The sequence below is a fragment of the Bacillus paralicheniformis genome, from assembly GCF_001042485.2.
In the GTDB taxonomy this organism is placed as follows: domain Bacteria; phylum Bacillota; class Bacilli; order Bacillales; family Bacillaceae; genus Bacillus; species Bacillus paralicheniformis.
Window position 1 is genome coordinate 66388 of sequence record NZ_LBMN02000035.1, and the last position, 26622, is coordinate 93009.

Here is a 26622-nt window from a genome sequence, read left to right on the forward strand (position 1 = left end):
TTATCTCTGGTTTTTTAAAAACGAATCAACTATAATACTTGAGGGGAGGTGAATAGCTATGGCAGACGCATTAGAGCGTGTAACAAAAATCATCGTAGACCGCCTCGGCGTGGATGAAGCCGACGTCACTCTTGAAGCTTCTTTTAAAGAGGATTTAGGCGCTGATTCCCTTGATGTTGTTGAGCTTGTCATGGAACTTGAAGACGAGTTTGATATGGAGATTTCTGACGAAGATGCTGAAAAGATTGCAACAGTCGGTGACGCTGTGAACTACATAAATAGTAAGCAGTAAGCTCATTTAAAGTCCCGTTTAAAGACGGGGCTTTATCCCTTTATAAATGCGGCTTTAATTTTAATGTTTTGCTGCCCAATGATACACGAACCTGCCTTTTCATTGGAGGTGAGGTGAACTTGATGTGCCCATATGGAGGTTGCTATGTCAAAACATTCACATTTCAGAGACAAAAAAATGTTTCAAAAGAAAGCGGAGCAGTTTAAAAAGTTTCAGGAACGGATTTCGGTTCAATTTCAAAACGAGAAGCTTTTATATCAAGCATTTACACATTCATCTTATGTGAATGAGCATCGAAAGAAGCCATATGAAGATAATGAGAGGCTTGAATTTTTAGGAGACGCCGTTTTGGAACTGACGATTTCTCAATTTTTATACGCCAAATACCCGGCGATGAGCGAGGGTGATTTGACGAAATTGAGAGCGGCGATCGTATGTGAGCCTTCTTTGGTTTCCCTGGCCCATGAGCTTTCTTTCGGAGAGCTTGTTCTATTGGGAAAAGGAGAGGAAATGACTGGAGGAAGAAAGCGTCCGGCGCTTTTAGCCGATGTGTTTGAAGCTTTTATCGGTGCGCTCTATCTGGATCAGGGGCTCGAAGCTGTCGTGGCCTTTCTGAAAGCGTACGTTTTCCCTAAAATCGACGATGGTGCTTTTTCTCATGTGATGGATTTTAAAAGCCAGCTGCAGGAATTTGTACAGCGCGACGGACGAGGTATTCTGGAGTATAAAATCCTTCAGGAAAAAGGACCGGCGCACAACCGCGAATTTGAAGCAAACGTATCGCTAAAAGGAGAAGTACTTGGGGTGGGAAGCGGCCGTTCCAAAAAAGAAGCAGAACAGCATGCCGCTCAAGAAGCGCTCGCGAGGCTGCAAAAACACCATATGAAACAATAAATCCCCCTTGCAAAACTCAGGGGGATTTCAATGTATTTTAAGCCTTTTCGATGGGGTTATGATAGAATTGTAATACTTTAATACATAAGGAGGATCACCATGTTCCTCAAACGTTTAGACGTGATAGGATTTAAATCGTTTGCAGAACGAATTTCTGTAGATTTTGTAAAAGGCGTGACAGCTGTCGTCGGTCCGAACGGCAGCGGAAAAAGCAACATTACCGACGCGATCCGCTGGGTGCTCGGTGAACAGTCCGCCAAATCGCTCAGAGGCGGTAAAATGGAAGACATCATTTTTGCAGGCAGCGATTCGCGGAAAAAGCTGAATCTTGCCGAAGTGACGCTGACGCTTGACAATGACGACCGCTTTTTGCCGATCGATTTTCACGAAGTCAGTGTGACGAGAAGAGTCTACAGATCTGGGGAAAGCGAATTTCTCATCAACAACCAGCCGTGCCGTCTGAAAGATATCATTGATCTTTTTATGGATTCGGGGCTTGGAAAAGAAGCGTTTTCTATCATCAGCCAAGGCAAAGTCGAAGAGATTTTAAGCAGCAAGGCTGAAGAGCGGAGAAGCATCTTTGAAGAAGCGGCCGGCGTATTAAAATACAAAACGAGAAAGAAAAAAGCCGAAAACAAGCTGTTTGAGACACAGGACAATTTGAACCGTGTCGAAGACATCCTCCACGAGCTCGAGGGGCAGGTGGAGCCGCTGAAAGTGCAGGCTTCGATCGCCAAAGACTACCTTGAAAAAAAGGATGAGCTTGAAAAAATCGAAATCGCGTTAACGGCGTATGATATCGAAGAGCTTCACGGAAAATGGGAAGCCCTTCAGCAGAAAGTCGAAAAGGCGAAAGACGAAGAGATGTCTTCGTCTGCGGCCATCCAGGCAAAGGAAGCCAAAATCGAAGAGGCAAGAGACAAAATTCAAGCGCTCGACGAATCGGTCGATGAGCTTCAGCAAGTGCTGCTTTTGACAAGCGAGGAACTGGAGAAGCTTGAAGGCCGGAAAGAAGTGCTGAAGGAACGCAAAAAAAACGCGACGCAAAACAGAGCTCAGCTTGAAGAAGCGCTCGTCCAGCGCAGTGAAAAAGAGCGAAGCCTGAAAGAAAAAATCGCCGCGCAGAAGCTTGTGTTTGAAAAGCTCGAGGCCGAAGCAAAAGAGCTTGCCCGAAAGGTGAAAGAAAAGAATCAGGCTCTATCCGGATACAGCGAAAATGTAGAAGAAGAAATCGAACAGCTGAAAAGCGATTATTTCGAGCTCTTGAACGAACAGGCATCCGTCCGAAACGAGCTTCAATTTCTTGAAGACCAAATGTCCCAATCCGCGGCGCAGCAAAAACGACTCGCGCAAAACAATGAAAAATATTTAAGCGAGCGGAAGGAAATCGCCGACCGAAAGATGAAAACCGAACACGAATTCAGCCTCGTCGACGAGCGCCTTCACAGCCAGATTCAAGCATTCAGGGACGCGCAAAAAAGCTATGAACAGAAAAAAAGCCAGTACGAGAAAAAGGAATCCGCCCTTTACCAAGCTTATCAATACGTTCAGCAGGCGCGCTCCAAAAAGGAAATGCTTGAAGCGATGCAGGAGGACTTCTCAGGGTTTTATCAAGGCGTCAAAGAAGTATTAAAGGCCAAGAGCGAGCTTCCGGGCATTCGCGGTGCGATTGCCGAGCTGTTAAAGACGGACGAGCGGTATGAAACAGCGATTGAAATCGCGCTCGGCGCAACGGCCCAACATGTTGTCACTGACGATGAAGACGCCGCCAGACGGGCGATTCAATATTTGAAAAAGCATTCGTTCGGAAGGGCGACCTTTCTCCCGCTTTCCGTCATCAAAGAGCGCCGCATTCAGTCGCGAGATATCGAAGCGGCGAAAGAAAATCCGTCGTTCATCGGCATCGCCAGCGAGCTTGTTTCGTTTGATCCGGCCTACCGGACCGTCGTGCAAAACCTGCTTGGCACCGTGCTGATCACCGAGCATTTAAAAGGCGCCAACGATCTTGCCAAACGGCTCGGCCACAGATACCGGATCGTCACCCTTGAAGGGGATGTCGTCAATCCGGGCGGTTCAATGACGGGAGGAGCCGTTAAGAAAAAAAGCAGCTCGCTTCTGGGACGCAACAGGGAGCTGGAAGCCCAGACAAAACGTCTCGCCGAGATGGAAGAGAAAACCGAATTGCTCGAAAAAGAAGTGAAAGCCCTGAAGCAGACGATGCAAGAGCTTGATGCCAAACTTCAGTCACTCCGCGAGGACGGGGAAGGCTTAAGAACCGAACAGCAGGAAATCAAAGGGCGTCTGTACGAACTCGAAATCGCCGAGAAAAACGTCAACAGCCATTTGGAGCTCTATGACCAGGAAAAATCGGCTCTGCTCGAAGGGGACGAAGACAAGAAACGGCGTAAAAAAGAGCTTGAAGAAAAGCTCACATCGATCGCCGGCGGGCTGAAGCGCCTCGATTCCGAAATCGAAGCGATGACGGAGCGGAAACAGACACAGACCTCGACGAAAGAAGCGCTGCAAAGCGAGCTGACCGATTTGAAAGTGGTGCTGGCGAAAACCGAACAGTCGTGTGCGAATGAACGGGAAAAGCTCGCAAGGCTTGAAGAAGAGTATGCCGAGAATGCGGAAGCGCTCAAAATTGCCGAAGAGGATCTCTCTTTCTTGACGACAGAAATGTCCTCCAATACTTCCGGGGAGGAAAAACTTGAAGAAGCTGCGAAAAAGAAGCTGAACGACAAAAATAAAACCGCAGAGCTTATCGCATCAAGAAGAGAGCAGCGGATGAAACTGCAAAAAGGCCTTGAAACCGAAGAGCTGGAACTGAAAGAAATGAAGCGCCAGTATAAGCAGATGGCAGGCCTCTTAAAAGACGAAGAAGTCAAGCTCGGCCGCATGGAAGTCGAACTCGACAACCTGCTCTCTTTCCTGCGGGAAGAGTATGGACTTTCATTTGAAGGGGCGAGGGAAAAATATCCTTTGAAGCTTTCCCCTGAAGAGGCGAGGAAGCGCGTCAAGCTGATCAAGCTTGCAATCGAAGAGCTGGGAACGGTGAACCTCGGCAGCATTGAAGAATTCGAAAGGGTCAATGAACGCTACCTCTTCCTCTCGGAGCAGAAAGACGACCTGCTCGAAGCGAAAAATACGCTCTTTAAGGTTATCGAGGAAATGGATGAGGAAATGACGAAGCGTTTTGCGGAAACATTTGCACAGATCAGTTCTCATTTCGAAGACGTCTTCCGGGCGCTGTTCGGCGGCGGAAGAGCCGAACTCAAGCTGACAGATCCGAATGACCTGCTCCAATCGGGCGTCGATATTATCGCTCAGCCTCCGGGCAAAAAGCTGCAGAACCTGAGCCTGCTTTCCGGCGGGGAACGGGCCTTGACGGCGATCGCGCTCCTGTTTTCGATCCTCAAAGTCAGACCGGTTCCGTTCTGCGTGCTGGATGAAGTCGAGGCGGCGCTTGACGAAGCGAACGTGTTCCGCTTTGCCCAATACTTGAAAAAATACAGCCATGAAACCCAGTTTATCGTCATCACCCACCGGAAAGGAACGATGGAAGAAGCCGATGTTCTTTACGGCGTGACGATGCAGGAATCAGGCGTTTCCAAGCTGGTCTCAGTCAAGCTTGAAGAAACAAAAGAACTAGTTCAATAAAGCGAGGTTACAGGACATGAGCTTTTTTAAAAAACTGAAAGAAAAAATCACACAGCAGACCGATTCGGTTTCAGGCAAATTTAAAGAAGGCCTGGCGAAAACGAGAAATACGTTTCAGGAGCGGGTCAATGAGCTTGTCTCCCGCTACCGGAAAGTGGACGAGGATTTTTTTGAAGAGCTTGAAGAGGTTCTGATCAGCGCTGATGTCGGCGTTTCAACGGTGATGGAGCTGATTGACGAACTGAAAAGCGAGGTCAAACGAAGAAATATTCAGGACCCGAAAGAGGTTCAGTCCGTCATTTCTGAAAAGCTCGTCGAAATCTATGAAGGCGGGGAGCAGGAAGCAGCAGAGCTCCGCGTCGAAGACGGCCGCTTAAACATCATTTTATTCGTCGGCGTCAACGGCGTCGGCAAAACGACGACGATCGGCAAGCTTGCCCATCAATTCATCAAAGAAGGCAAAAATGTCGTCCTTGCTGCCGGAGATACATTCAGAGCCGGCGCGATCGATCAGCTTGAAGTGTGGGGAGAGCGCGTCGGCGCGCATGTCGTCAAACAGGCTGAAGGCTCGGACCCTGCGGCCGTTATCTATGACGCCGTTCAAGCCGCGAAAGCGCGCGGCGCCGATGTTCTGCTTTGCGACACGGCAGGACGTCTCCAAAATAAAGTGAACTTAATGAAAGAACTCGAAAAGGTAAAGCGCGTGATTCAGCGCGAAGTGCCTGATGCACCTCATGAAGTGCTGCTCGTACTGGATGCGACGACAGGACAGAACGCGATGACACAGGCGCGCGAATTTTCCAAAGCGACTGATGTCTCCGGCATCGTGCTGACGAAGCTCGACGGAACGGCAAAAGGCGGCATCGTCCTCGCCATCCGCCACGAGCTCCAGATTCCGGTCAAGTTTGTCGGACTGGGAGAAAAAATGGATGACCTGCAGCCGTTTGAAGCAGAGTCATATGTATACGGCCTGTTTTCCGATCTGATCGAGAAAGAAGAGTAGGCGCGGAAAACCCCTTCGCCGGGGTTTTCTTTTTCGCCGTCATGTATGACAAGATAAAAACTTGACAGATCAAATATTTCAGCGTAAACTAATGTATCGTAAAGGGATTTGACTTAACAAAGGGGAGAGTCTCATGACGCTTGAAAAAACAACGAGAATGAATTACCTATTCGATTTCTATCAGTCGTTGTTGACATCAAAACAAAAAAGCTACATGTCGCTTTACTACTTAGACGATTTCTCCCTTGGCGAAATAGCTGAAGAATATCATGTCTCAAGGCAAGCGGTCTATGACAATATCAAGCGGACCGAAGCCATGCTTGAGCAATATGAAGAAAAGCTACTTTTGTTTAAAAAATTTCAAGAGCGCAATAAGATTTTTGAAGAGCTGAGAAAGCTGACTGACGGTCAGCCCGAAGCGGAATCCCTGATCGACGCGCTTGAGAAATTAGATTAGGAGGCGGCACTTAATATGGCATTCGAAGGATTAGCCGACCGACTGCAGCAAACGATCTCAAAAATCCGCGGAAAAGGAAAAGTAACGGAGCAAGACGTCAAAGACATGATGCGCGAAGTCCGTTTAGCGCTCCTTGAAGCGGACGTCAATTTTAAAGTCGTGAAAGATTTTGTGAAAAAGGTAAGCGAACGAGCTGTCGGACAAGACGTCATGAAAAGCCTGACGCCCGGACAGCAGGTCATTAAAGTGGTAAAAGAAGAACTGACGGAGCTGATGGGCGGCGAGGAAAGCAAGATTGCCGCTGCAAAGCGTCCGCCGACCGTCATCATGATGGTCGGTCTGCAAGGGGCCGGTAAAACGACGTCGACCGGAAAGCTCGCCAACCTGCTTCGCAAAAAACATAACCGCAATCCGCTGCTCGTGGCAGCAGACATCTACCGCCCGGCGGCGATCAAACAGCTGGAAACGCTCGGCAAACAGCTCGATATGCCGGTATTTTCACTGGGTGACAAGGTCAGTCCGGTTGAGATTGCCAAGCAGGCCATCGAAAAGGCGAAAGAAGATCATCATGACTACGTTCTCATCGATACGGCGGGACGCCTTCACATTGATGAAGACCTGATGGATGAGCTTGAGCAGGTAAAAGAAACAGCTCAGCCGGAAGAGATTTTCCTTGTCGTTGATTCCATGACGGGTCAAGATGCGGTAAATGTTGCCAAAAGCTTCAACGAACAGCTCGGTGTGACGGGTGTCATTCTGACGAAGCTTGACGGTGATACAAGAGGCGGGGCGGCCTTGTCGATCCGCGCCGTGACCAACACGCCGATCAAATTTGCCGGAATGGGCGAAAAGCTTGATGCGCTGGAGCCGTTTCATCCCGAACGGATGGCCTCGCGAATTCTCGGAATGGGCGATGTGCTCACCCTTATCGAGAAAGCCCAGGCCAACGTAGACGAAGAAAAGGCGAAAGAACTCGAGCAAAAAATGAAAAATATGAGCTTTACGCTCGACGACTTTTTGGAACAGCTCGGACAGGTCCGCAATATGGGGCCGCTTGAAGATCTGATTCAAATGATGCCCGGCGCAGGCAAAATGAAAGGCTTAAAAAACGTTAAAGTTGATGAAAAACAGCTCAGCCATATCGAAGCCATCATCAAGTCGATGACCGGGAAGGAAAAAGAGCAGCCTGAGATCATCAATGCAAGCAGGCGCAAACGGATTGCGAAAGGAAGCGGGACATCCGTACAGGAAGTCAACCGTCTTTTAAAGCAATTTGAAGAAATGAAAAAAATGATGAAACAGATGACAAACATGACAAAAGGCAAGAAAAAAGGGTTTAAACTGCCCTTCATGTAAACCTGTTTTCAGATGATAAAAACGTTGTTAAGAAAAAACACTTTACAAACACTTTTATCATTGTTAATATACTATCTTGTTGAAATATTTTCGGAGGTGCTAGTAAAATGGCAGTAAAAATTCGTTTAAAACGTATGGGAGCAAAAAAATCTCCTTTCTATCGTATTGTTGTAGCAGATTCTCGTTCACCGCGTGACGGCCGTTTCATCGAAACAGTCGGAACTTACAACCCGGTTGCAAAACCAGCGGAAGTCAAAATTGACGAAGAGCTTGCGCTTAAATGGCTTCAAACAGGAGCTAAACCGTCTGACACGGTTCGCAACCTGTTCTCTAAAGAAGGCATTATGGAAAAATTCCACAACGCTAAACAAAGCAAATAATGAGTGATCTGCACTTGGAAGAGCTGATTGTATCACTGGTCAAACCGCTTGTGGATCATCCGGATGACGTTCAGGTTTTCAGAGAGGAAAATCCAGAGCGGACGATGTTCCGCTTGTCTGTCAACAGAGAGGATACCGGCAAGATCATCGGCAAAAAAGGGCGCACTGCAAGGGCGATACGCTCTGTCGTATTTGCGGCAGGCGCACAGTCTTCTAAGAAAGTTCAACTTGAGATCGCAGACTAAGGGGAGAGGGTGAAAACCTCCCCCTTTTTTAACATGTAAGAAAAATAGAAACAGATGAACGATTCCGATTGTCAGCTTATGCCAGGCTGCCGGATTTCAGGGAAAGGAAAAATCACGGGACAGTAGGTGATGATGCCATGCAAATTATCCAACGTGTTACCGTTATGCAGGTTTTGACTGAAAACAGCAAAAAAAAGCTGCTGGCTTCTTTTGAAGAACGAAAGGAAATCCTTGAGCGCGAATGCAACCAGCTCTATTTTCAGCTCAGGAAGCACGAAAAGGAACACCACAATCCGGCAGCGACTGAATCATTTAAAAAAGAAATTGAAAAACGTCAGGACAAGATTAAAATGATCGTTTTTCAAATCAATCAAATCCATACACTGCCGCTTGGCAGCGAAGTAAAGGAAAAAGAAATCGACGCTTTAATGGACATTGAAGTCGGGGATAATTGGCATGATATGACGACGGGAAAAACAATCGTGATTAAAGACGGGATCGTCATTGAAATTCGTCCGAGGTGAAGAAATGCTGAAACAATGGTTTAATGTAGGGAAAATTGTTAATACTCATGGGGTAAAAGGCGAAGTCCGCGTCATTTCAAGAACCGATTTTCCTGAGGAACGGTACAAGCCCGGAAACGCTCTCTACTTGTTCCGTGAAGGAACAGACGAGCCTGTCAAGGTGACCGTCAGCGCCCACAGGCTTCATAAACAGTTCCACCTTTTGCAGTTTAAAGAGGTTGAAACGCTCACCGAAGCCGAAAAATTAAAGAATGCCTTGATTAAAGTTCCCGAAGACCAATTAAGCCAGTTGGCGGAAGACGAGTACTACTTTCACGAAATCATCGGCTGCGATGTTTTTTCGGAAGACGGGGATTTAATCGGCAAGGTCAAAGAAATTTTAACGCCGGGCGCCAACGATGTCTGGGTCGTGGCCAGACCGGGAAAGAAAGACGCGCTTATCCCTTATATCGACGCCGTTGTCAAAGAGATTAATGTGGCGGATCAAACGATCAAGATTCATATCATGGAAGGGTTACTTGACGAATGAAAATCGATTTTTTAACGCTTTTTCCGGAAATGTTTGAAGGTGTGCTCGGCTCGTCGATCCTGCAAAAAGCTCAGGATAAGGACGCTGTCCACTTTCGCGTGGTGAACTTTCGGGCCTTTTCCGACAACAAGCATCAAACCGTTGATGATTATCCATACGGCGGGGGAGCAGGAATGGTGCTGAAACCGCAGCCTGTCTTTGATGCGGTCGAAAAGCTGACAGCTGAAGCCGAAGGGTCTCCGAGAATCATCCTCGTCTGCCCCCAAGGGGAACGCTATACCCAACAGAAAGCTGAAGAACTGGCGCAGGAAGAGCATTTAATGTTCATTTGCGGGCATTATGAAGGGTATGATGAGCGGATCAGAGAGCACCTGTCTACAGACGAAATTTCGATCGGAGATTTCGTTTTGACAGGGGGAGAGCTGCCGGCGATGATGATCGCAGACAGTGTTGTGCGGCTTTTGCCGGGCGTGCTCGGCAAGGAAGAATCGCACCTTGAAGACTCTTTCAGCACGGGGCTTCTTGAACACCCTCATTATACGCGGCCGGCAGATTATAAAGGCCTGAAGGTGCCGGACGTTCTGACATCCGGGAACCATGCGAAAATCAAAGAATGGCGGCGGAAGGAGTCTCTCAGGCGCACTTTTTTAAGGCGGCCCGACCTTCTGGAAAACTATCCTTTATCTGAAGAAGAGCGAAAATGGATTTCTGAATGGAAAAACCGGTAGATTCTATTGCACCCGGAAAAAAGGTGTGGTATGATACTACTTGTGACTTGAACGGGAACGCTCGTTTAAGTTTGAAAACGATGTTCCGCTGTGCCGGTTAACTCGCGCAAGAGCATCTGTTGGAAGGAGTTGAAGACGATGCAAAAATTGATTGAAGATATCACAAAAGAACAATTGCGCACTGATTTGCCTGCGTTCCGTCCTGGTGATACTTTACGTGTACACGTTAAAGTTGTCGAGGGTAACCGTGAGCGTATCCAGGTTTTTGAAGGTGTCGTGATTAAGCGTCGTGGTGGCGGAATCAGCGAAACTTTCACAGTTCGTAAGATTTCTTACGGTGTCGGAGTTGAGCGTACATTCCCATTGCACACACCGAAAATCGCGAAAATCGAAGTTGTCCGTCATGGTAAAGTACGCCGTGCGAAACTTTATTACCTGCGCGAACTTCGTGGAAAAGCGGCTCGTATTAAAGAAATCAGACGATAAAGATAACGAACGAAAAGAGCTTGTTAACCATAACAAGCTCTTTTTTTGTCAAACAAGTATAAATGCACCGCACCATTAAAAGAATAGCAATAACAGAAAGTAGGTGTCAGACAAATGGTGATCCAATGGTTCCCAGGGCATATGGCCAAAGCGAGGCGGGAAGTAACGGAGAAACTCAAGCTGATCGACATTGTATACGAACTGGTCGACGCCAGAATTCCGATGTCTTCAAGAAACCCGATGATTGAAGAGATTTTAAAAAACAAACCGAGGATCATGCTGCTCAACAAGGCGGATAAAGCGGACTCCTCCGTGACGAAGGCTTGGAAGCAGCACTTTGAAAAAGACGGGATTCCTTCTCTCGCCATCAACTCGGTCAACGGACAGGGGCTCAATCAAATTCTTCCCGCTTCAAAAGAGCTGCTGAAAGAAAAGTTTGATAAAATGAAAGCAAAAGGTGTAAAGCCGCGCGCGATCAGAGCGTTGATCGTCGGCATTCCGAACGTCGGCAAATCGACTTTAATCAACCGGCTGGCGAAAAAAAACATCGCCAAAACGGGCGACAGACCCGGGATCACAACGGCGCAGCAGTGGGTGAAGGTCGGAAAAGAGCTCGAGCTTCTCGATACCCCGGGGATTTTATGGCCGAAGTTTGAGGACGAGCTTGTCGGGCTGAGGCTTGCGGCAACAGGTGCAATTAAAGATTCGATTATCAACTTGCAGGATGTCGCCGTCTACGGTTTGCGCTTTTTGGAAGAGAATTACCCTGAGCGCTTAAAAAAGCGCTACGATCTGGAAGAGATTCCAGAAGAGATTGCAGCGCTTTTTGATGAGATCGGAAAAAAACGCGGCTGTCTCATGGCCGGAGGCGAGATCAATTACGACAAGACGACAGAAGTCATCATCCGCGATATCCGCACCGAAAAGTTCGGTCCGCTTTCTTTTGAAAAGCCGGAGGATATGTAAAAAGGCGCGCTTTTAAAAGAGCGGGCCTTTATTTTTGCAGGAGATGCGCCGATAAGAACATTAGGGGAGAAGAGAAAGTGAAAACATTAACCGTCAAAGAAATTAAAGAACATCTTCAATCGGTGAGTGATGAAAAAGACCCTTTTATAGAGCAGTGCAAAAATGATGGGCGAAAAAGCGTCCAAGCGCTTGTCGACGCCTGGCTGAAGAAAAATGAAAGGCTTTCGGCCATGCAGGAAGAGTGGCAGGTGATGACGTCTTTCGAACGGTCGCTGAGAGCGCGGGGCTATCAATATATCGCCGGAATCGACGAGGCGGGCAGAGGGCCTCTCGCAGGGCCTGTTGTTGCCGCCGCTGTCATCCTCAAAGAAGACTGTGAAATATTAGGGCTGACAGATTCGAAAAAACTGTCAAAGCAAAAAAGAGAAGACTATTATTCATACATTATGGAAGAAGCCGCAGCAGTCGGCGTCGGGATCGCTGACGCTGATGAGATCGATGAGCTGAATATTTATGAAGCCTCGAAAGCGGCGATGCTGAAAGCGGTCCAAGCGCTGGACGTCGCTCCGGATTATCTTCTAATCGACGCCATGTCGCTTGCAGTCGAAACAGAGCAGTCATCGATCATTAAAGGGGATGCAAAAAGCGCATCGATAGCGGCAGGCGCATGCATCGCAAAAGTGACGAGAGACAGGCTGATGGATGAATACGCCGCAAAGTATCCTCTCTACGGGTTTGAAAAGCATAAAGGCTACGGAACAAAAGAGCATCTGCATGCCCTTGCCAAATACGGCCCGTCGCCGATACACCGAAGATCGTTCGCCCCTGTTAAAGCACATGAATAACGTTCCGGAGGAAGAATGACTTTGATGATGCTGAACGATGTACATAACAGCTTAAGAAAACAATTTGAACAAGCTGATCCTCTCCAGCGGATCAGCGGAACGGAGACGGATCAGAAAAGGCTGATGCTCGGCAAAGTGCTCCGCTTTATCAGCGAGCAGTTCGCCGAAATACAAATCGGCAATACGAAATGGCAGGGGAAGCTTGAGGCACCCCTGAAAGCGGGCGCTCATTACTGGTTTTCGTATGAAAAGAAGCCTGATGAAGCGACAGGCCGCCTTCAGGTCGTTGAAGCGTTTGACAAAAACCCGAAGACAGTGCAGGATGCCGCTTTTAAGCTGTTGAACGGGCTTTCTCTGAAGCGGACGAAGGAAGCTGTCTTTCTGGTCGGAGCGTTGCTGAAGGAGCAGCAGCCGATCAGGGAAAACGATTTAAGAGCCGCCATCAAGTGGCTTGAAAATCTGCCGAAGTCTGACGCCCAAAAAGGCGCCGATGCCGTCATGTTCGCTCTTAAACGCGAACTTCCCGTCCATCCCGGCGTGCTCGATTCGATTTTGGCCGTCAAAAACCCCGTACCGCTGAACGAGCAGATTGCCAAAACATTTGATATGATCACGAACGCCACTCAGCAATCCGCAGGCATGGAAAAGCTGAAGCAGGCGCTTTTGCCTGTTTTACAAACGGAGACCGAGGTGCATGCCGAAAGGCTGATTCAAAAGCTTGCAGAACACGTCAGGTCGCTCGAAAAAGGAGAACTGCAGGGCGTTCAGCCATTAAAGCCGCAGGTTCATTCAGAAGTTGGGAATCCTTTGCAAAAAGCTGACGCCGGCGGCACCCAAGGACAAGAAGCAAAAGCTGTTCAGCAGCAGCCGCAAAAAGCAGAAATCGCGGCAGCTAAAGACCTGCTCGCTAAATTGGCGGCACAAGCCGAAACGAACGGGACGCATATTGTAAAAGAAGCGGCAGGCGTCATCAGAGCGCTTGAATCGAGCGGATCTCTAGGACAAGCTCCGGCCGTTCCGGGCGGATTTACGCCAAAAGAGACGGAATTATTGCAGCATATCATGAAAGAAACAGCACCTGCATTAACGAATAAAGCCGATGTATTTTCCGTTCTCCTCAAGATCAAGGACCTTTTAGGCGTCAGAGATGAACTCTCATTGTTGAGAGCGATGGAAAACGGCGCTGTTCTCAAAGATCAGGGCCTTCAATCTTTAAAGCTCGTGCTGAATGAAATGAGGCATGCTTCCGATCTTCCCGCTCCTGTAAAACAGGAAGCTGATCAAATCTTTCACCGTTTAAACGGACAGCTGTTTTTGCAAAATGATCAGCCTGCCCAGAGCCAGCTTTTTCTGTCGTACCCTTTGTTTTCAAAGAACGGCGTTCAGGATTTGACCGTTTTCTTAAAAGGGCAGAAAAAGGACGACGGAAAGATCGACCCTTCCCAGTGCCGCCTTATGTTTTACCTTCAGTTGGAGGCCTTGGAAGAGACGGTGATCGATTGTTTAATCCAGCAAAACGTCATGACGGTTACAATTGAAACAGGATTCGACTTGGAGCCTTTGCTTGAACCGCTGGTCCCCGCTTTAAAGGAAAATCTGAAAGAACTGGGCTACAGCTTGTCAGGCGTCACAGCAAAAAAACGGGAAAACATGAAGCTTGCTCCTTTTCTGGACGCCCGCTTTGAACAAATTACAGAGAGCGCAGTGGATGTGAAAATATGAAGGAAGAATCTGTTCCATTAAGAAGAGCTGTTGCGCTTCACTACGATGAAATGAAGGATAAGGCGCCGAAGGTGGTTGCCAAAGGATCGGGATACACGGCGGAGAAGATCATTGAAGAGGCGCAGAAAGCCGGCGTTCCGATTCAGGAAGATGCGACGCTTGTCGAATTAATGCGCCACTTGGAGCTTGACGATCACATTCCTGAAGCGCTTTACGAAATCGTCGCCGAGATCTTTTCATTCGTCTATACGCTTGATGAAAAAATGAAAAAGAGGGAATGACTTTTGAAAAAAAGCCGTTTCCTCTATTAATTTTATATTTTTAATAAAATAAAAGTGTGAATGTTTAGAAGGATTTTACGATTTCTCATCGAAACCTAGACAATCGATCTATGATTATATAAAATGAAAGCGCAGTCTATTTTTATTTTTGCTACATAAGTTAGGAGGATGGGAAATGAATATCCATGAGTACCAAGGGAAAGAAGTACTCAGACAATACGGAGTGGCTGTTCCGGAAGGTAAAGTGGCATTTACAGCAGATGAAGCGGTCAAAGCAGCGGAAGCGCTGTCCAGCTCGGTTTATGTCGTGAAAGCTCAAATTCACGCCGGCGGACGCGGTAAAGCTGGCGGGGTTAAAATTGCAAAATCAAAAGAAGAAGTCAAAGCCTATGCGGATGAATTGTTGGGGAAGACGCTTGTCACTCACCAGACGGGTCCTGACGGCCAGCAAATAAAACGCTTACTTATTGAAGAAGGCTGCGATATCAAAAAAGAATACTATGTCGGTCTGGTTCTTGACAGGGCGACTTCACGCATCGTGCTGATGGCATCCGAAGAAGGCGGCACGGAAATTGAAGAAGTCGCTGAAAAAACGCCGGAAAAAATCGTCAAAGAAGTGATCGATCCGGCTGTCGGACTGCAGGGTTACCAGGCGAGAAAAATCGCCTTCGCCATCAATATCCCGAAAGAGCTTGTCGGCCAGGCTGTTAAGTTTATGATGGGATTGTACAAGGCGTTTACTGAAAAAGACTGTTCCATTGCTGAAATCAATCCGCTCGTCGTCACAGGTGACGGAAAAGTCATGGCCCTTGACGCCAAGCTGAACTTTGACAGCAATGCGCTATACAGACAAAAAGACATCTTGGAGTACAGAGATCTCGATGAAGAAGATCCGAAGGAAATCGAAGCATCCAAGTATGATTTAAGCTATATTTCGCTCGATGGAAACATCGGCTGCATGGTCAACGGAGCGGGGCTTGCGATGTCGACCATGGACATTATCAAGCACTACGGAGGGGAACCGGCCAACTTCCTTGACGTTGGAGGCGGCGCGACAGCTGAAAAGGTAACGGAAGCGTTCAAGATCATTTTGTCTGATCAAAACGTCAAAGGGATCTTTGTCAATATTTTCGGCGGTATCATGAAATGCGACGTCATTGCAGAAGGTGTTGTTGAAGCGACGAAACAAGTCGGTCTGACATTGCCGCTTGTCGTTCGCCTTGAAGGCACCAATGTCGATCTCGGCAAGAAGATCCTCGATGATTCAGGACTCAATATTACGTCTGCGGAATCAATGGCTGACGGCGCGCAGAAAATCGTATCCTTAGTGAAGTAAGAAAGGCAGGGGACCAAAATGAGTGTATTTATTAATAAAGACACAAAAGTCATTGTTCAGGGGATAACGGGTTCAACCGCTTTGTTTCACACAAAGCAGATGCTTGAATACGGAACGAAAATTGTCGGCGGAGTCACACCGGGCAAAGGCGGAACAGAGGTTGAAGGGGTGCCTGTGTTCAACACGGTCGAAGAGGCTGTAAAGCAGACCGGGGCAAATGCGTCTGTCATTTACGTTCCTGCGGCTTTTGCAGCCGATGCGATTATGGAAGCGACAGATGCTGAGCTTGATCTTGTCATCTGTATTACTGAGCACATTCCGGTGCTGGATATGGTAAAAGTTAAAAGGTATATGGAAGACAAGAAAACAAGGCTCATCGGTCCGAACTGTCCAGGAGTCATTACGCCTGAGGAGTGTAAAATCGGGATCATGCCCGGATATATCCATCAAAAAGGCCATGTCGGCGTTGTGTCGCGTTCAGGAACCCTTACATATGAAGCGGTTCATCAGCTTTCAGAAGCAGGAGTCGGCCAGTCAACGGCAGTGGGCATCGGCGGAGACCCTGTCAACGGGACGAACTTCATCGATGTGCTGAAGGCGTTTAATGAAGATCCTGATACACATGCGGTAATCATGATCGGCGAAATCGGCGGAACAGCTGAAGAGGAAGCGGCCGAATGGGTGAAAGCCAACATGACCAAACCTGTCGTCGGTTTCATCGGAGGAAAAACAGCGCCTCCTGGCAAGCGTATGGGGCATGCCGGCGCCATCATTTCCGGAGGAAAAGGAACGGCGGACGAAAAGGTCAAAACGATGAACGCCTGCGGAATCGAAGTGGCTGAAACGCCTTCTGTTATGGGAGAAACATTGATTAAAGTGCTGAAGGAAAAAGGCCTTTACGAAACGTGTAAAACACACTGATCTTAACATGAGCAGGAATAGTCCGATTGGTCTATTCCTGCTTTTTCATAACTGGTTAAATCGTTTAGTACTTTCAGATTGTTTTGTTTTAAAAATGTTTGGAGGTTTTTGAATGAACGACAGCAGCGAGCTTTTGATATTGCTCCGCCTTCGCGGCACACTCTCCCCTTCTCTGCTGACCAAGTGGTGGAAGCAGGATCCTTCCTTGTCTCTTACGGGCGAAAAAAACCATCTTTTAACGAAGCTTTCATTAAAAAGATCAGACTTGTGCTCCATACGAAAACTGGCGGAACAAGAACTGTCTAATGTTAAACGGCTCATCCGTTCTTACGAAGCGGCTGGAGTCCGCATGGCCGCCATATGTTCCCCCGATTATCCAGCCAGCTTGAAAACCATTCATGACCCGCCTCCCGTCCTTTTTTTAAAAGGAGATGTTAAACTTCTCAATGAACAAAGACTGATCGGAATCGTCGGAACCCGCAGCCCGTCATTATACGGAAAAAGAGCAGCGGTTCACCTTGTCAGGGAGCTTTGCAAAAAAAGCTGGACGATCGTCAGCGGCCTTGCAAAAGGAATTGACGGTCTTGCACATCAGGAGAGCATCTGTTCAAAGGGAAGGACAATCGGCGTCATCGCGGGCGGATTCAATAGCATTTATCCCCGTGAACACCGCCAGCTCGCCGGTCAAATGGCCGAAAACCACCTGCTGGTATCAGAGCACCCTCCCCACGTTAAACCTCAAAAATGGCACTTTCCGATGCGAAATCGGCTGATCAGCGGATTAACGGAAGGAATCGTTGTCGTCCAGGGAAAGGAAAAGAGCGGGTCGCTCATCACAGCATATCAAGCCCTTGAGCAGGGGCGGGAGGTGTTCGCCGTGCCTGGTCCGATCTTTGACGCCAACTCTTTCGGTCCTTCAAGGCTGATCCAGGAAGGGGCGAAACTCGTATTGAATATTGAAGATATTTTGAGCGAACTGCCGCCTTCACGCACTCAATATCCGGAACCTGTTTAGAATTATCGTTTGACAAACTGTATTGTAATATTTAATAATAGTGAGGATTTCAAGTTTAAACGCTTTAATCGGCGTTCAACATATAGAAGGATTAAATCAGACACTTTTCGTAAAAATAATGATTATATAAACGACGATTATGCTGAATACAATAAAAAGGCTAAATTGAAAAGAGAGAGAACACCTCTTGAGGGGGATAATGTTATGTCCGAATACTTAGTCATCGTGGAATCGCCTGCAAAGGCAAAAACGATTGAGCGATACTTAGGAAAAAAATATAAAGTGAAAGCTTCGATGGGACACGTCAGAGACTTGCCGAAAAGCCAGATGGGCGTTGACATCGAGCAGAACTTTGAACCAAAATACATCACGATCCGCGGGAAAGGCCCCGTGTTAAAAGAATTAAAAACGGCCGCCAAAAAGGCAAAAAAAGTCTATCTCGCAGCCGACCCCGACAGGGAAGGGGAAGCGATCGCGTGGCATTTGGCACACAGCCTTGATCTGGATCTGAATTCCGACTGCCGCGTCGTATTTAATGAGATTACAAAAGATGCGATCAAAGATTCATTTAAGCATCCGCGCATGATCAATATGGATCTTGTCGACGCCCAGCAGGCGAGAAGAATTCTGGACCGCCTTGTAGGGTACAAAATCAGCCCGATTTTATGGAAAAAAGTAAAAAAAGGCTTGAGTGCGGGACGTGTCCAATCTGTTGCACTCCGCCTTATCATTGACAGAGAAAAAGAAATCAACGATTTTAAACCTGAAGAATATTGGACCATTGAAGGGTCTTTTCTCAAAGGCAAAGAAACATTTGAAGCGAGTTTCTTCGGAATAAACGGCGAAAAGCACCAGCTGAAAAGCGAAGAAGATGTAAAACAAATCCTCTCCCAGATCAAAGGGAACAAATTTGAGGTTAAAAAGGTTACGAAAAAAGAACGGAAGCGGAACCCTGCGCTCCCGTTTACAACATCGACGCTTCAGCAGGAAGCGGCGCGTAAATTAAATTTCCGGGCAAAGAAAACGATGATGATCGCCCAGCAGCTTTATGAAGGAATCGATCTCGGCAAAGAAGGAACTGTCGGGTTAATCACTTATATGAGAACGGATTCAACCCGCATCTCGAATACAGCTCAAGAAGAAGCGGCATCATTCATCGGCGAACAGTACGGAAAAGAATTTTTGGGGAGCAAGCGAAAACCTGCCAAAAAGAATGAAAACGCCCAGGATGCCCACGAAGCGATCAGGCCGACCTCGGTGCTCAGAAAGCCTTCCGATCTGAAGGCGGTATTGGGAAGAGACCAGCTTCGACTATACAAGCTGATCTGGGAGCGCTTTGTCGCAAGCCAGATGGCTCCGGCGACACTCGATACGATGAGCGTCGATCTTGAAAACAACGGGTTGACATTTCGGGCGAACGGCAGTAAAGTCAAGTTTTCAGGTTTCATGAAGGTGTACGTTGAAGGAAAAGACGATCAGATGGAAGAGAAGAATAAGATGCTTCCGGATCTCGCTGAAGGCGACACCGTTCTTTCAAAAGATATCGAACCCGAACAGCACTTCACACAGCCGCCTCCGCGCTATACGGAAGCAAGGCTGGTCAAAACGCTTGAAGAGCTGGGAATCGGCCGTCCGTCGACTTACGCGCCGACGCTTGACACAATTCAAAAGCGCGGGTATGTTGCCCTTGATAACAAACGCTTTATCCCGACTGAACTCGGTCAAATCGTGCTTGACTTGATCATGGAGTTTTTCCCTGAGATCATTAATGTTGAGTTCACCGCCAAAATGGAAAAAGAGCTTGATGACGTTGAAGACGGAAACATTCAATGGGTGCAGATCATCGATTCCTTTTACAAGGACTTTGAAAAACGCGTTGAAAAGGCGGAAGCCGAGATGCAGGAAGTGGAAATCGAACCGGAGTATGCGGGTGTGGACTGTGAAGAGTGCGGCCACCCGATGGTCTATAAAATGGGCCGCTACGGCAAATTTATGGCCTGCTCCAATTTTCCGGACTGCCGCAACACCAAGCCGATTGTAAAAGAGATCGGGGTCAAATGCCCTTCATGCAAAACCGGCAACATCGTCGAGCGCAAATCGAAAAAACGCCGTATTTTTTACGGCTGTGACCGCTATCCTGAATGCGAATTCGTATCATGGGATAAACCGCTTGAACGGAAATGTCCGAAATGTGAGGACATGCTTGTCGAGAAAAAGCTCAAAAAAGGCGTTCAAGTGCAGTGCGTGAATTGCGATTATAAGGAAGAACAACAAAAGTAGCGGTGAGCAGGGCTTTGCTCACCTTCTTTGTTGTGTTAAAAGATGAAGTCAACTCATAAATTAGGAGATGTGAATATGAATCAAACAGTAAATGTCATCGGTGCAGGACTTGCCGGAAGCGAAGCTGCATGGCAGCTTGCCAAGCGAGGTATCAATGTCCGTTTATACGAAATGAGGCCTGTTAAACAAACGCCGGCACACCATACAGATAAATTCGCAGAACTTGTCTGCAGCAACTCGCTTCGGGCGAATTCATTAACGAACGCTGTCGGTGTATTAAAGGAAGAAATGCGGGTTCTTGACTCGGCCATCATCGCTGCTGCTGACGAATGTTCTGTTCCTGCCGGCGGTGCGCTTGCCGTAGACAGGCATGAATTTGCCGCAAACGTTACCGAAAAAGTAAAGAATCATCCGAATGTGACTGTGCTCAATGAAGAAGTCACGGAAATACCGGAAGGACCGACTATTATTGCAACAGGACCGCTGACGTCAGAATCGCTTTCCGCGAAGCTCCGGGAGCTGACAGGAGAGGACTATCTGTACTTTTATGACGCCGCTGCGCCGATAGTTGAGAAAGACAGCCTTGACATGGATAAAGTCTATTTGAAATCCCGCTATGACAAAGGGGAGGCAGCGTATTTGAACTGTCCGATGACTGAAGAAGAGTTTGACAGATTTTATGACGCCCTTGTGTCTGCAGAAACTGTTCCATTGAAAGAATTTGAAAAGGAAATCTTCTTTGAAGGCTGCATGCCGATTGAAGTCATGGCGAAGCGCGGCAAAAAAACGATGCTGTTCGGCCCGATGAAGCCTGTCGGTCTTGAAGATCCCAAAACAGGAAAGCGTCCATACGCCGTTGTGCAGCTGCGCCAAGATGATGCAGCCGGCACGCTTTACAATATCGTCGGTTTTCAGACCCATCTCAAATGGGGCGACCAAAAGGAAGTGCTCCGCCTCATTCCGGGACTGGAACAAGCTGAAATCGTCCGCTACGGCGTAATGCACAGAAATACGTTCATCAACTCGCCGAGTCTTTTAAAAGCGACCTACCAGTTTAAAAAACGGGACGATCTGTTTTTCGCCGGCCAAATGACAGGTGTTGAAGGGTATGTTGAATCAGCGGCTTCAGGTCTTGTTGCCGGAATAAATGCGGCTCGGCTCATTCAGGGAAAAGAACCGGTCACTTTTTCAAATGAAACAGCGATCGGCAGCATGGCCCATTACATCACGGAAACAAACAAGAAAAACTTCCAGCCGATGAATGCGAACTTCGGTCTGTTCAAGGAATTGGGGGTTAAAATTAAAAACAAGCAGGAACGAAATGAACAGTTTGCTTCGCGCGCATTGGAGACAATTCAAAATATTTCGAAAACGCTATAGTTATTCATTGCCAGATGAACTTGTTATGTGATAACATTTAAAAGCCCTTTTCGAAGAGGTGTAATGATGGCAAATGTTAAGAATTTTTTAACTTTATTCATTGAATATTTACAAATAGAAAAGAATTATTCAAAATATACAATTGTGGGTTACATTTCTTCTATTGAAGACTTTGAACGCTTTTTACAAGTTCAGGGCATAAAAGGTTTTGAAGACGTGACTTATCCGGATGTGAGAATTTTCTTGACGGAAGCGCATGAAAAAGGGCTTACTCGCAGGACGATCAGCAAGAAAATTTCGGCTCTGCGAAGCTTCTATAAATTTTTATTAAGGGAAAAAATGGTAAAAGAAAACCCGTTTCTGCTTGTCAGTCTTCCGAAACAGGATAAACGGATTCCAAAATTTTTATATGAAAAAGAACTTGAAGAACTGTTTGAGGTTTCGGACTTGAGTACACCGCTCGGTCAAAGGAATCAGGCGCTCTTGGAACTTCTTTACGCAACAGGCATGCGGGTAAGCGAACTTTGCAGCCTGAAGGAATCCGATTTGGATCTGTTTTTAGATACGGTTTTGGTTCACGGGAAAGGCAGGAAGCAAAGGTATATTCCATTTGGTTCATTCGCCCGGGAGGCTTTGGATCTGTATTTGCAAAATGGAAGACGCATCCTTCTGTTAAAAGCGAAAGAGCCCTGTCCTTTTATTTTTTTGAATCAAAGGGGCGGGCCCTTAACCCCGAGGGGGGTTCGTTACATTTTGGGAGAACTGGTCAAGAAGACTTCGGGTACATTACATATACATCCGCATATGCTCCGCCATACTTTTGCCACCCATTTGTTAAATGAGGGTGCGGATCTCAGGAGCGTTCAGGAACTGCTTGGGCATTCAAACCTTTCTTCAACCCAGGTGTATACGCATGTATCTAAAGATATGCTCAGAAAGACATATATGTCTCATCACCCTCGGGCGCATAAAGGGAAATAAAGGAGGTTCTTTTATGTCATCTTTTCACGCAACGACGATATTCGCCGTCCAGCACAACGGAAAAAGCGCGATGGCGGGAGACGGCCAGGTTACGTTCGGTCAGGCTGTCGTCATGAAGCATACCGCTAGAAAGGTAAGAAAGCTCTTCAACGGGAAAGTCATTGCCGGCTTTGCCGGTTCTGTTGCGGACGCTTTCACGCTCTTTGAAATGTTTGAAGCGAAGCTTGAAGAGTACAACGGCAATTTACAGCGTGCGGCAGTCGAGCTTGCAAAAGAGTGGCGAAGCGATAAAGTCCTCAGAAAGCTTGAGGCGATGCTGATCGTCATGAACGCTGACAGCATGCTGCTCGTTTCCGGAACAGGCGAGGTGATTGAACCTGACGACGGCATTTTGGCGATCGGCTCAGGCGGAAACTATGCCCTGGCAGCCGGAAGGGCGTTGAAACGTCATGCAGGCGGCCAGCTTGACGCAAGAGCGATTGCGAGGGCCTCACTTGAAACCGCGGGCGAAATCTGTGTGTATACGAACGATCAGATCATTGTAGAAGAACTTGAATAGAAAGGATATGAGGCATATGGAAAAAAAGCCGCTGACTCCTAGGCAGATCGTCGAAAGGCTTGATCAATACATCGTCGGCCAGCTCGATGCGAAAAAAGCGGTCGCCGTGGCATTGAGGAACCGCTACAGAAGAAGTCTTCTTGATGAAAAACTGCGCGAAGAAATCGTTCCGAAAAACATATTGATGATGGGTCCGACAGGTGTGGGAAAAACCGAGATTGCAAGGCGAATCGCGAAGCTCGTCGGCGCTCCGTTCGTCAAAATCGAAGCGACGAAGTTCACGGAAGTCGGTTATGTGGGCAGAGATGTTGAATCGATGGTCAGGGATCTTGTGGAAACGTCAATCCGCCTCGTCAAAGAGGAAAAAATGAACGAAGTGAAAGGCATCGCCGAAGAAAACGCAAATAAACGCCTCGTCCGCCTGCTTGTACCGGGAAGAAAAAAACAGTCAGGTGCGAAAAATCCTTTTGAAATGCTGTTTGGCGGAAATCAGGATCAAGAGACGAATGAAGCGGAAAAGCATGAAGACACGGATATCGAAAACAACCGGAAGCGGATTGCACATCAGCTTGCTCTCGGCGAGCTTGAAGACCATTATGTCACCGTGGAGGTGGAGGAGCAGCAGCCATCCATGTTTGATATGCTCCAAGGCTCGGGTATGGAACAGATGGGCATGAACATGCAGGATGCGCTCAGCAGCCTGATGCCGAAAAAGAAAAAGCGCCGCAAGCTGACGGTTAGGGAAGCACGAAAAGTGCTGACGAATGAAGAAGCGGCAAAGCTCATCGATATGGACGAAGCTGCCCAGGAGGCCGTCCTGAGAGCCGAACAGTCGGGAATCATCTTTATCGATGAGATCGATAAAATCGCCAAAAAGAGCGGTGCTTCTTCATCGGCCGACGTCTCAAGAGAGGGCGTGCAGCGCGATATTCTTCCGATTGTAGAAGGCTCTACCGTCATGACAAAGTACGGTGCAGTCAAAACGGATCACGTGCTGTTCATCGCTGCAGGTGCATTCCATATGGCGAAGCCTTCAGATCTAATTCCAGAGCTGCAGGGACGCTTTCCGATCCGCGTTGAGCTTCAAAAGCTGAGCATCGATGATTTTGTGAAAATCTTAACTGAGCCTGACAACGCTCTTCTAAAGCAGTATAAGGCTTTATTGAAGACGGAAGGTATATCTCTTGAATTTTCTGACGATGCTATTCGTAAGATTGCAGAAGTGGCTTATCATGTGAACCAGGACACAGACAATATCGGGGCGAGAAGGCTTCACACCATTTTGGAACGGCTTTTGGAAGAACTGTCATTCGAGGCTCCGGATGTAACGATGGAGGAAGTTGTCATCACGCCTCAATATGTTGAAGAAAAGCTCGGTTCGATCGCTAAGAATAAGGATTTAAGCCAGTTTATTTTATAAACAATTAAATAAGAGTAATTTAGGAGGATCAATTTATTATGGCTTTATTACAAAAAACAAGAAAGATTAATGCAATGCTGCAAAATGCGGCAGGGAAGCCGGTTAATTTTAAAGAAATGGCCGAAACGCTTCGCGATGTGATTGATTCGAACATTTTCGTCGTCAGCCGCAGAGGAAAGCTTCTCGGTTTCTCGATCAACCAGCAGATCGAAAATGACCGGATGAAAAAAATGCTTGAAGAGCGCCAGTTTCCTGAAGACTATACAAAAAGTCTGTTCAACATTCCGGAAACTTCATCCAACCTTGACATTAACAGCGAATATACGGCTTTCCCTGTGGAAAACCGCGATTTGTTCCAAGCGGGTCTGACCACAGTCGTTCCGATCATCGGAGGAGGCGAAAGACTCGGCACCTTGATTCTGTCCCGCCTTCAGGAGAAATTCGAGGATGACGATCTGATCCTTGCCGAATATGGCGCAACGGTCGTAGGAATGGAAATTCTCAGAGAGAAAGCTGAAGAGATCGAAGAGGAAGCACGCAGCAAAGCGGTCGTTCAAATGGCGATCAGTTCATTATCTTACAGCGAGCTTGAAGCAATTGAACATATTTTTGAAGAGCTTGACGGAAATGAAGGTCTGCTTGTCGCAAGTAAAATTGCAGACCGCGTCGGCATCACCCGCTCGGTCATTGTCAATGCGCTGCGCAAACTTGAAAGCGCCGGTGTCATTGAATCAAGGTCATTAGGGATGAAAGGCACATACATTAAAGTCCTGAACAACAAATTTTTAATGGAATTAGAAAAACTAAAGTCTCATTAAAAGATGAAAGCCGCAGAACATGCCGTTCTGCGGCTTTTTTTATTTCACGTTTTAAACTATATTATCGTAATTTTTTCATATCAAAAACAACTAAAATGCGGTGCTGAATCAATGCGTTGCTTGAATAAAAAATATACTAACATAATGTTTTGAAACTTTAACAAACGTAACATTACATAGTTCTTATAATCTAGGTCGAAATACCTATTCATAAAATAGATATTTATTACGATTTTTTTTTGCGTCCAGATCATAGACTTTAAGCCTATTATTCCTTACAATAGGCTTATGGTTTTTGCAATTTTCGACAAGATTTTGAGACAGATGGAAAAAGATTGGAGGTATTTGGCGATGGATATATTTTCAGGAACAATACATAGACTAGAGGGAGCCTTGAATCAAGCGAACATTAAGCAAAAAGTCATAACGAACAATCTGGCCAATGTAGACACACCGAACTACAAGGCGAAAAAAGTATCCTTCAAAAATGTGCTGAATGAGGAGTCCTCCCGAATTAACGCTATAAAAACAGACTATAGACACATTGACTTCAAAGGGAATGAGTCAAATTATTCAGTTGTGTCGAGAAAGAATACAAGTTATCAGGAAAACGGGAACAACGTGGACGTTGATCAGGAAATGAGTGAAATGGCGAAAAATCAAATCCAGTATCAAGCGCTGGTTGAAAGAATAAGCGGCAAATTCAAATCACTGCGGACCGCGATTACAGGAGGTAAATAATGGGGGTATTCAATAGCATCAACATCTCAGCTTCGGCGTTGACTGCACAGAGAGTCAGAATGGATACCGTTTCTTCCAACCTGGCAAACATGGACACAACAAGAGCGAAGCTGGTCGACGGACAGTGGCAGCCGTATAGAAGAAAGCTTGTATCGACGGCTCCGAAAGGCGAATCTTTTTCATCCGTGCTCCAATCATCGATGAATGCATCGGCGAGAGTCGGTGAAGGGGTAAAGGTGACCAAGATCAGCGAAGACAAAACACCGTTTAAACTCGTTTATGATCCGACGCATCCCGACGCAAACGAAGACGGATACGTGCAGATGCCGAATGTCGATCCGCTAAAAGAGATGGTTGATTTAATGGGCAGCACAAGGTCATATGAAGCGAATGTCACAGCGATGAACGCGACAAAAGGAATGCTGATGAAAGCACTAGAAATCGGAAAGTAGGGTGATGACACGAATGGTTAATGGAATCTCTCCATTTGGAATTCAACCCGTGCAGGCGGGAACGAATGCAACAAATCAGATCACGAACAAGCAGGACGGTTCAGAGAACCAAGTCAGCTTTTCCAACGTGCTGAAAGATTCTATCAATGCTTTGAATCAATCTCAAAATGAATCTGATAAACTGACAAACGCGCTTGCTCTCGGTCAGGATGTCAACCTTGATGAAGTGATGGTTGCAGCCCAGAAGGCAAATATTACATTGACGGCTGCGACGGAATTCCGCAACAAAGCGGTTGAAGCTTATCAGGAAATCATGAGAATGCAAATGTAAGAAAGGAGTCTGAAAGCGAA

Annotated in this window: 28 protein-coding genes; all 28 read left to right on the plus strand. The window is 47.0% G+C overall.

The annotated features are described in order from the left end of the window. Positions 1-58 precede the first annotated feature (58 nt). The 28 genes from acpP to fliE all read left to right on the plus strand — a co-directional run bounded on the left by acpP (position 59) and on the right by fliE (position 26602). A complete protein-coding gene (gene acpP / locus ACH97_RS17160; protein WP_003181706.1) occupies positions 59-292 on the plus strand; it encodes an acyl carrier protein in 234 nt (77 codons plus the stop codon). Between the two features lie 144 nt (positions 293-436). Continuing rightward, positions 437-1186: a ribonuclease III gene (gene rnc / locus ACH97_RS17165; RefSeq protein ID WP_023857216.1), complete on the plus strand. Its 750-nt coding sequence runs from the start codon at positions 437-439 to the stop codon at positions 1184-1186. A gap of 99 nt (positions 1187-1285) precedes the next feature. Continuing rightward, positions 1286-4846, plus strand: coding sequence for a chromosome segregation protein SMC (smc, locus tag ACH97_RS17170; protein WP_048349994.1), 3561 nt, complete (start codon positions 1286-1288; stop codon positions 4844-4846). A 16-nt stretch (positions 4847-4862) separates the two neighbouring features. Then, positions 4863-5849: a signal recognition particle-docking protein FtsY gene (gene ftsY, locus ACH97_RS17175; protein WP_020451366.1), complete on the plus strand. Its 987-nt coding sequence runs from the start codon at positions 4863-4865 to the stop codon at positions 5847-5849. A gap of 133 nt (positions 5850-5982) precedes the next feature. Further along, positions 5983-6306, plus strand: coding sequence for a putative DNA-binding protein (locus ACH97_RS17180; protein ID WP_020451367.1), 324 nt, complete (start codon positions 5983-5985; stop codon positions 6304-6306). 15 nt (positions 6307-6321) lie between these two features. Then, positions 6322-7662 carry a signal recognition particle protein gene (gene ffh / locus ACH97_RS17185; protein WP_020451368.1) on the plus strand — a complete coding sequence of 447 codons (1341 nt, stop codon included), beginning with the start codon at positions 6322-6324 and terminating at the stop codon, positions 7660-7662. A gap of 107 nt (positions 7663-7769) precedes the next feature. Beyond that, positions 7770-8042: a 30S ribosomal protein S16 gene (gene rpsP / locus ACH97_RS17190; protein WP_006638197.1), complete on the plus strand. Its 273-nt coding sequence runs from the start codon at positions 7770-7772 to the stop codon at positions 8040-8042. Continuing rightward, positions 8042-8287 (plus strand): KH domain-containing protein, encoded by a 246-nt coding sequence (locus ACH97_RS17195; RefSeq protein ID WP_023857213.1) that lies wholly within the window; start codon positions 8042-8044, stop codon positions 8285-8287. The genes rpsP and ACH97_RS17195 overlap by 1 nt, the downstream gene beginning before the upstream one ends. A 137-nt stretch (positions 8288-8424) precedes the next feature. Continuing rightward, a complete protein-coding gene (locus tag ACH97_RS17200) occupies positions 8425-8811 on the plus strand; it encodes a YlqD family protein (RefSeq protein WP_020451370.1) in 387 nt (128 codons plus the stop codon). Positions 8812-8815: 4 nt separating this feature from the next. Beyond that, positions 8816-9340 carry a ribosome maturation factor RimM gene (gene rimM / locus ACH97_RS17205; RefSeq protein ID WP_020451371.1) on the plus strand — a complete coding sequence of 175 codons (525 nt, stop codon included), beginning with the start codon at positions 8816-8818 and terminating at the stop codon, positions 9338-9340. After that, complete coding sequence (gene trmD, locus ACH97_RS17210; protein ID WP_020451372.1) at positions 9337-10068, plus strand: tRNA (guanosine(37)-N1)-methyltransferase TrmD; 732 nt, start codon at positions 9337-9339, stop codon at positions 10066-10068. The genes rimM and trmD overlap by 4 nt, the downstream gene beginning before the upstream one ends. Before the next feature lie 138 nt (positions 10069-10206). Continuing rightward, on the plus strand, positions 10207-10554 hold the full coding sequence (rplS, locus tag ACH97_RS17215) for a 50S ribosomal protein L19 (RefSeq protein WP_020451373.1): 348 nt from the start codon (positions 10207-10209) through the stop codon (positions 10552-10554). A 114-nt stretch (positions 10555-10668) separates the two neighbouring features. Next, positions 10669-11520: a ribosome biogenesis GTPase YlqF gene (gene ylqF / locus ACH97_RS17220; RefSeq protein ID WP_020451374.1), complete on the plus strand. Its 852-nt coding sequence runs from the start codon at positions 10669-10671 to the stop codon at positions 11518-11520. Positions 11521-11597: 77 nt separating this feature from the next. Beyond that, the gene (locus ACH97_RS17225) at positions 11598-12365 is read left to right on the plus strand and encodes a ribonuclease HII (protein WP_048350339.1); all 768 of its coding nucleotides are present in this window, start codon (positions 11598-11600) and stop codon (positions 12363-12365) included. A 24-nt stretch (positions 12366-12389) separates the two neighbouring features. After that, positions 12390-14087 carry a hypothetical protein gene (locus tag ACH97_RS17230; protein ID WP_048350338.1) on the plus strand — a complete coding sequence of 566 codons (1698 nt, stop codon included), beginning with the start codon at positions 12390-12392 and terminating at the stop codon, positions 14085-14087. Further along, positions 14084-14368, plus strand: a complete 285-nt coding sequence (locus tag ACH97_RS17235) for a FlhB-like flagellar biosynthesis protein (protein WP_025811381.1) — start codon at positions 14084-14086, stop codon at positions 14366-14368. The genes ACH97_RS17230 and ACH97_RS17235 overlap by 4 nt, the downstream gene beginning before the upstream one ends. A gap of 175 nt (positions 14369-14543) precedes the next feature. Beyond that, positions 14544-15704, plus strand: coding sequence for an ADP-forming succinate--CoA ligase subunit beta (gene sucC / locus ACH97_RS17240; RefSeq protein ID WP_026579739.1), 1161 nt, complete (start codon positions 14544-14546; stop codon positions 15702-15704). Between the two features lie 18 nt (positions 15705-15722). Next, positions 15723-16625, plus strand: a complete 903-nt coding sequence (gene sucD, locus ACH97_RS17245) for a succinate--CoA ligase subunit alpha (protein ID WP_048350337.1) — start codon at positions 15723-15725, stop codon at positions 16623-16625. A gap of 112 nt (positions 16626-16737) precedes the next feature. Continuing rightward, positions 16738-17640: a DNA-processing protein DprA gene (gene dprA / locus ACH97_RS17250; RefSeq protein ID WP_057957852.1), complete on the plus strand. Its 903-nt coding sequence runs from the start codon at positions 16738-16740 to the stop codon at positions 17638-17640. Positions 17641-17844: 204 nt separating this feature from the next. Beyond that, the gene (gene topA, locus ACH97_RS17255) at positions 17845-19920 is read left to right on the plus strand and encodes a type I DNA topoisomerase (protein WP_020451381.1); all 2076 of its coding nucleotides are present in this window, start codon (positions 17845-17847) and stop codon (positions 19918-19920) included. A 75-nt stretch (positions 19921-19995) separates the two neighbouring features. Continuing rightward, entirely contained in the window at positions 19996-21300 is a 1305-nt protein-coding gene (gene trmFO, locus ACH97_RS17260) for an FADH(2)-oxidizing methylenetetrahydrofolate--tRNA-(uracil(54)-C(5))-methyltransferase TrmFO (RefSeq protein WP_048350336.1), read from the plus strand. A gap of 66 nt (positions 21301-21366) precedes the next feature. Continuing rightward, complete coding sequence (xerC, locus tag ACH97_RS17265; protein ID WP_020451383.1) at positions 21367-22281, plus strand: tyrosine recombinase XerC; 915 nt, start codon at positions 21367-21369, stop codon at positions 22279-22281. Positions 22282-22294: 13 nt separating this feature from the next. Then, entirely contained in the window at positions 22295-22840 is a 546-nt protein-coding gene (hslV, locus tag ACH97_RS17270) for an ATP-dependent protease subunit HslV (RefSeq protein WP_020451384.1), read from the plus strand. A 16-nt stretch (positions 22841-22856) separates the two neighbouring features. Then, entirely contained in the window at positions 22857-24260 is a 1404-nt protein-coding gene (hslU, locus tag ACH97_RS17275) for an HslU--HslV peptidase ATPase subunit (protein ID WP_020451385.1), read from the plus strand. Positions 24261-24298: 38 nt separating this feature from the next. After that, the gene (gene codY, locus ACH97_RS17280) at positions 24299-25078 is read left to right on the plus strand and encodes a GTP-sensing pleiotropic transcriptional regulator CodY (protein ID WP_003181756.1); all 780 of its coding nucleotides are present in this window, start codon (positions 24299-24301) and stop codon (positions 25076-25078) included. A 351-nt stretch (positions 25079-25429) separates the two neighbouring features. Further along, positions 25430-25819 carry a flagellar basal body rod protein FlgB gene (gene flgB / locus ACH97_RS17285; protein ID WP_048350335.1) on the plus strand — a complete coding sequence of 130 codons (390 nt, stop codon included), beginning with the start codon at positions 25430-25432 and terminating at the stop codon, positions 25817-25819. Further along, on the plus strand, positions 25819-26271 hold the full coding sequence (gene flgC / locus ACH97_RS17290) for a flagellar basal body rod protein FlgC (RefSeq protein ID WP_020451388.1): 453 nt from the start codon (positions 25819-25821) through the stop codon (positions 26269-26271). The genes flgB and flgC overlap by 1 nt, the downstream gene beginning before the upstream one ends. Positions 26272-26284: 13 nt before the next feature. After that, on the plus strand, positions 26285-26602 hold the full coding sequence (fliE, locus tag ACH97_RS17295; RefSeq protein ID WP_020451389.1) for a flagellar hook-basal body complex protein FliE: 318 nt from the start codon (positions 26285-26287) through the stop codon (positions 26600-26602). The last annotated feature ends 20 nt before the right edge of the window (positions 26603-26622 follow it).

What these genes read in the sequence shown, in the direction of transcription:
- acpP (WP_003181706.1), top strand. Translation starts at nt 59, where the DNA reads ATGGCAGACGCATTAGAGCGTGTAACAAAAATCATCGTAGACCGCCTC.
- rnc (WP_023857216.1), top strand. Translation starts at nt 437, where the DNA reads ATGTCAAAACATTCACATTTCAGAGACAAAAAAATGTTTCAAAAGAAA.
- smc (WP_048349994.1), top strand. Translation starts at nt 1,286, where the DNA reads ATGTTCCTCAAACGTTTAGACGTGATAGGATTTAAATCGTTTGCAGAA.
- ftsY (WP_020451366.1), top strand. Translation starts at nt 4,863, where the DNA reads ATGAGCTTTTTTAAAAAACTGAAAGAAAAAATCACACAGCAGACCGAT.
- ACH97_RS17180 (WP_020451367.1), top strand. Translation starts at nt 5,983, where the DNA reads ATGACGCTTGAAAAAACAACGAGAATGAATTACCTATTCGATTTCTAT.
- ffh (WP_020451368.1), top strand. Translation starts at nt 6,322, where the DNA reads ATGGCATTCGAAGGATTAGCCGACCGACTGCAGCAAACGATCTCAAAA.
- rpsP (WP_006638197.1), top strand. Translation starts at nt 7,770, where the DNA reads ATGGCAGTAAAAATTCGTTTAAAACGTATGGGAGCAAAAAAATCTCCT.
- ACH97_RS17195 (WP_023857213.1), top strand. Translation starts at nt 8,042, where the DNA reads ATGAGTGATCTGCACTTGGAAGAGCTGATTGTATCACTGGTCAAACCG.
- ACH97_RS17200 (WP_020451370.1), top strand. Translation starts at nt 8,425, where the DNA reads ATGCAAATTATCCAACGTGTTACCGTTATGCAGGTTTTGACTGAAAAC.
- rimM (WP_020451371.1), top strand. Translation starts at nt 8,816, where the DNA reads ATGCTGAAACAATGGTTTAATGTAGGGAAAATTGTTAATACTCATGGG.
- trmD (WP_020451372.1), top strand. Translation starts at nt 9,337, where the DNA reads ATGAAAATCGATTTTTTAACGCTTTTTCCGGAAATGTTTGAAGGTGTG.
- rplS (WP_020451373.1), top strand. Translation starts at nt 10,207, where the DNA reads ATGCAAAAATTGATTGAAGATATCACAAAAGAACAATTGCGCACTGAT.
- ylqF (WP_020451374.1), top strand. Translation starts at nt 10,669, where the DNA reads ATGGTGATCCAATGGTTCCCAGGGCATATGGCCAAAGCGAGGCGGGAA.
- ACH97_RS17230 (WP_048350338.1), top strand. Translation starts at nt 12,390, where the DNA reads ATGATGCTGAACGATGTACATAACAGCTTAAGAAAACAATTTGAACAA.
- ACH97_RS17235 (WP_025811381.1), top strand. Translation starts at nt 14,084, where the DNA reads ATGAAGGAAGAATCTGTTCCATTAAGAAGAGCTGTTGCGCTTCACTAC.
- sucC (WP_026579739.1), top strand. Translation starts at nt 14,544, where the DNA reads ATGAATATCCATGAGTACCAAGGGAAAGAAGTACTCAGACAATACGGA.
- sucD (WP_048350337.1), top strand. Translation starts at nt 15,723, where the DNA reads ATGAGTGTATTTATTAATAAAGACACAAAAGTCATTGTTCAGGGGATA.
- dprA (WP_057957852.1), top strand. Translation starts at nt 16,738, where the DNA reads ATGAACGACAGCAGCGAGCTTTTGATATTGCTCCGCCTTCGCGGCACA.
- topA (WP_020451381.1), top strand. Translation starts at nt 17,845, where the DNA reads ATGTCCGAATACTTAGTCATCGTGGAATCGCCTGCAAAGGCAAAAACG.
- trmFO (WP_048350336.1), top strand. Translation starts at nt 19,996, where the DNA reads ATGAATCAAACAGTAAATGTCATCGGTGCAGGACTTGCCGGAAGCGAA.
- xerC (WP_020451383.1), top strand. Translation starts at nt 21,367, where the DNA reads ATGGCAAATGTTAAGAATTTTTTAACTTTATTCATTGAATATTTACAA.
- hslV (WP_020451384.1), top strand. Translation starts at nt 22,295, where the DNA reads ATGTCATCTTTTCACGCAACGACGATATTCGCCGTCCAGCACAACGGA.
- hslU (WP_020451385.1), top strand. Translation starts at nt 22,857, where the DNA reads ATGGAAAAAAAGCCGCTGACTCCTAGGCAGATCGTCGAAAGGCTTGAT.
- codY (WP_003181756.1), top strand. Translation starts at nt 24,299, where the DNA reads ATGGCTTTATTACAAAAAACAAGAAAGATTAATGCAATGCTGCAAAAT.
- flgB (WP_048350335.1), top strand. Translation starts at nt 25,430, where the DNA reads ATGGATATATTTTCAGGAACAATACATAGACTAGAGGGAGCCTTGAAT.
- flgC (WP_020451388.1), top strand. Translation starts at nt 25,819, where the DNA reads ATGGGGGTATTCAATAGCATCAACATCTCAGCTTCGGCGTTGACTGCA.
- fliE (WP_020451389.1), top strand. Translation starts at nt 26,285, where the DNA reads ATGGTTAATGGAATCTCTCCATTTGGAATTCAACCCGTGCAGGCGGGA.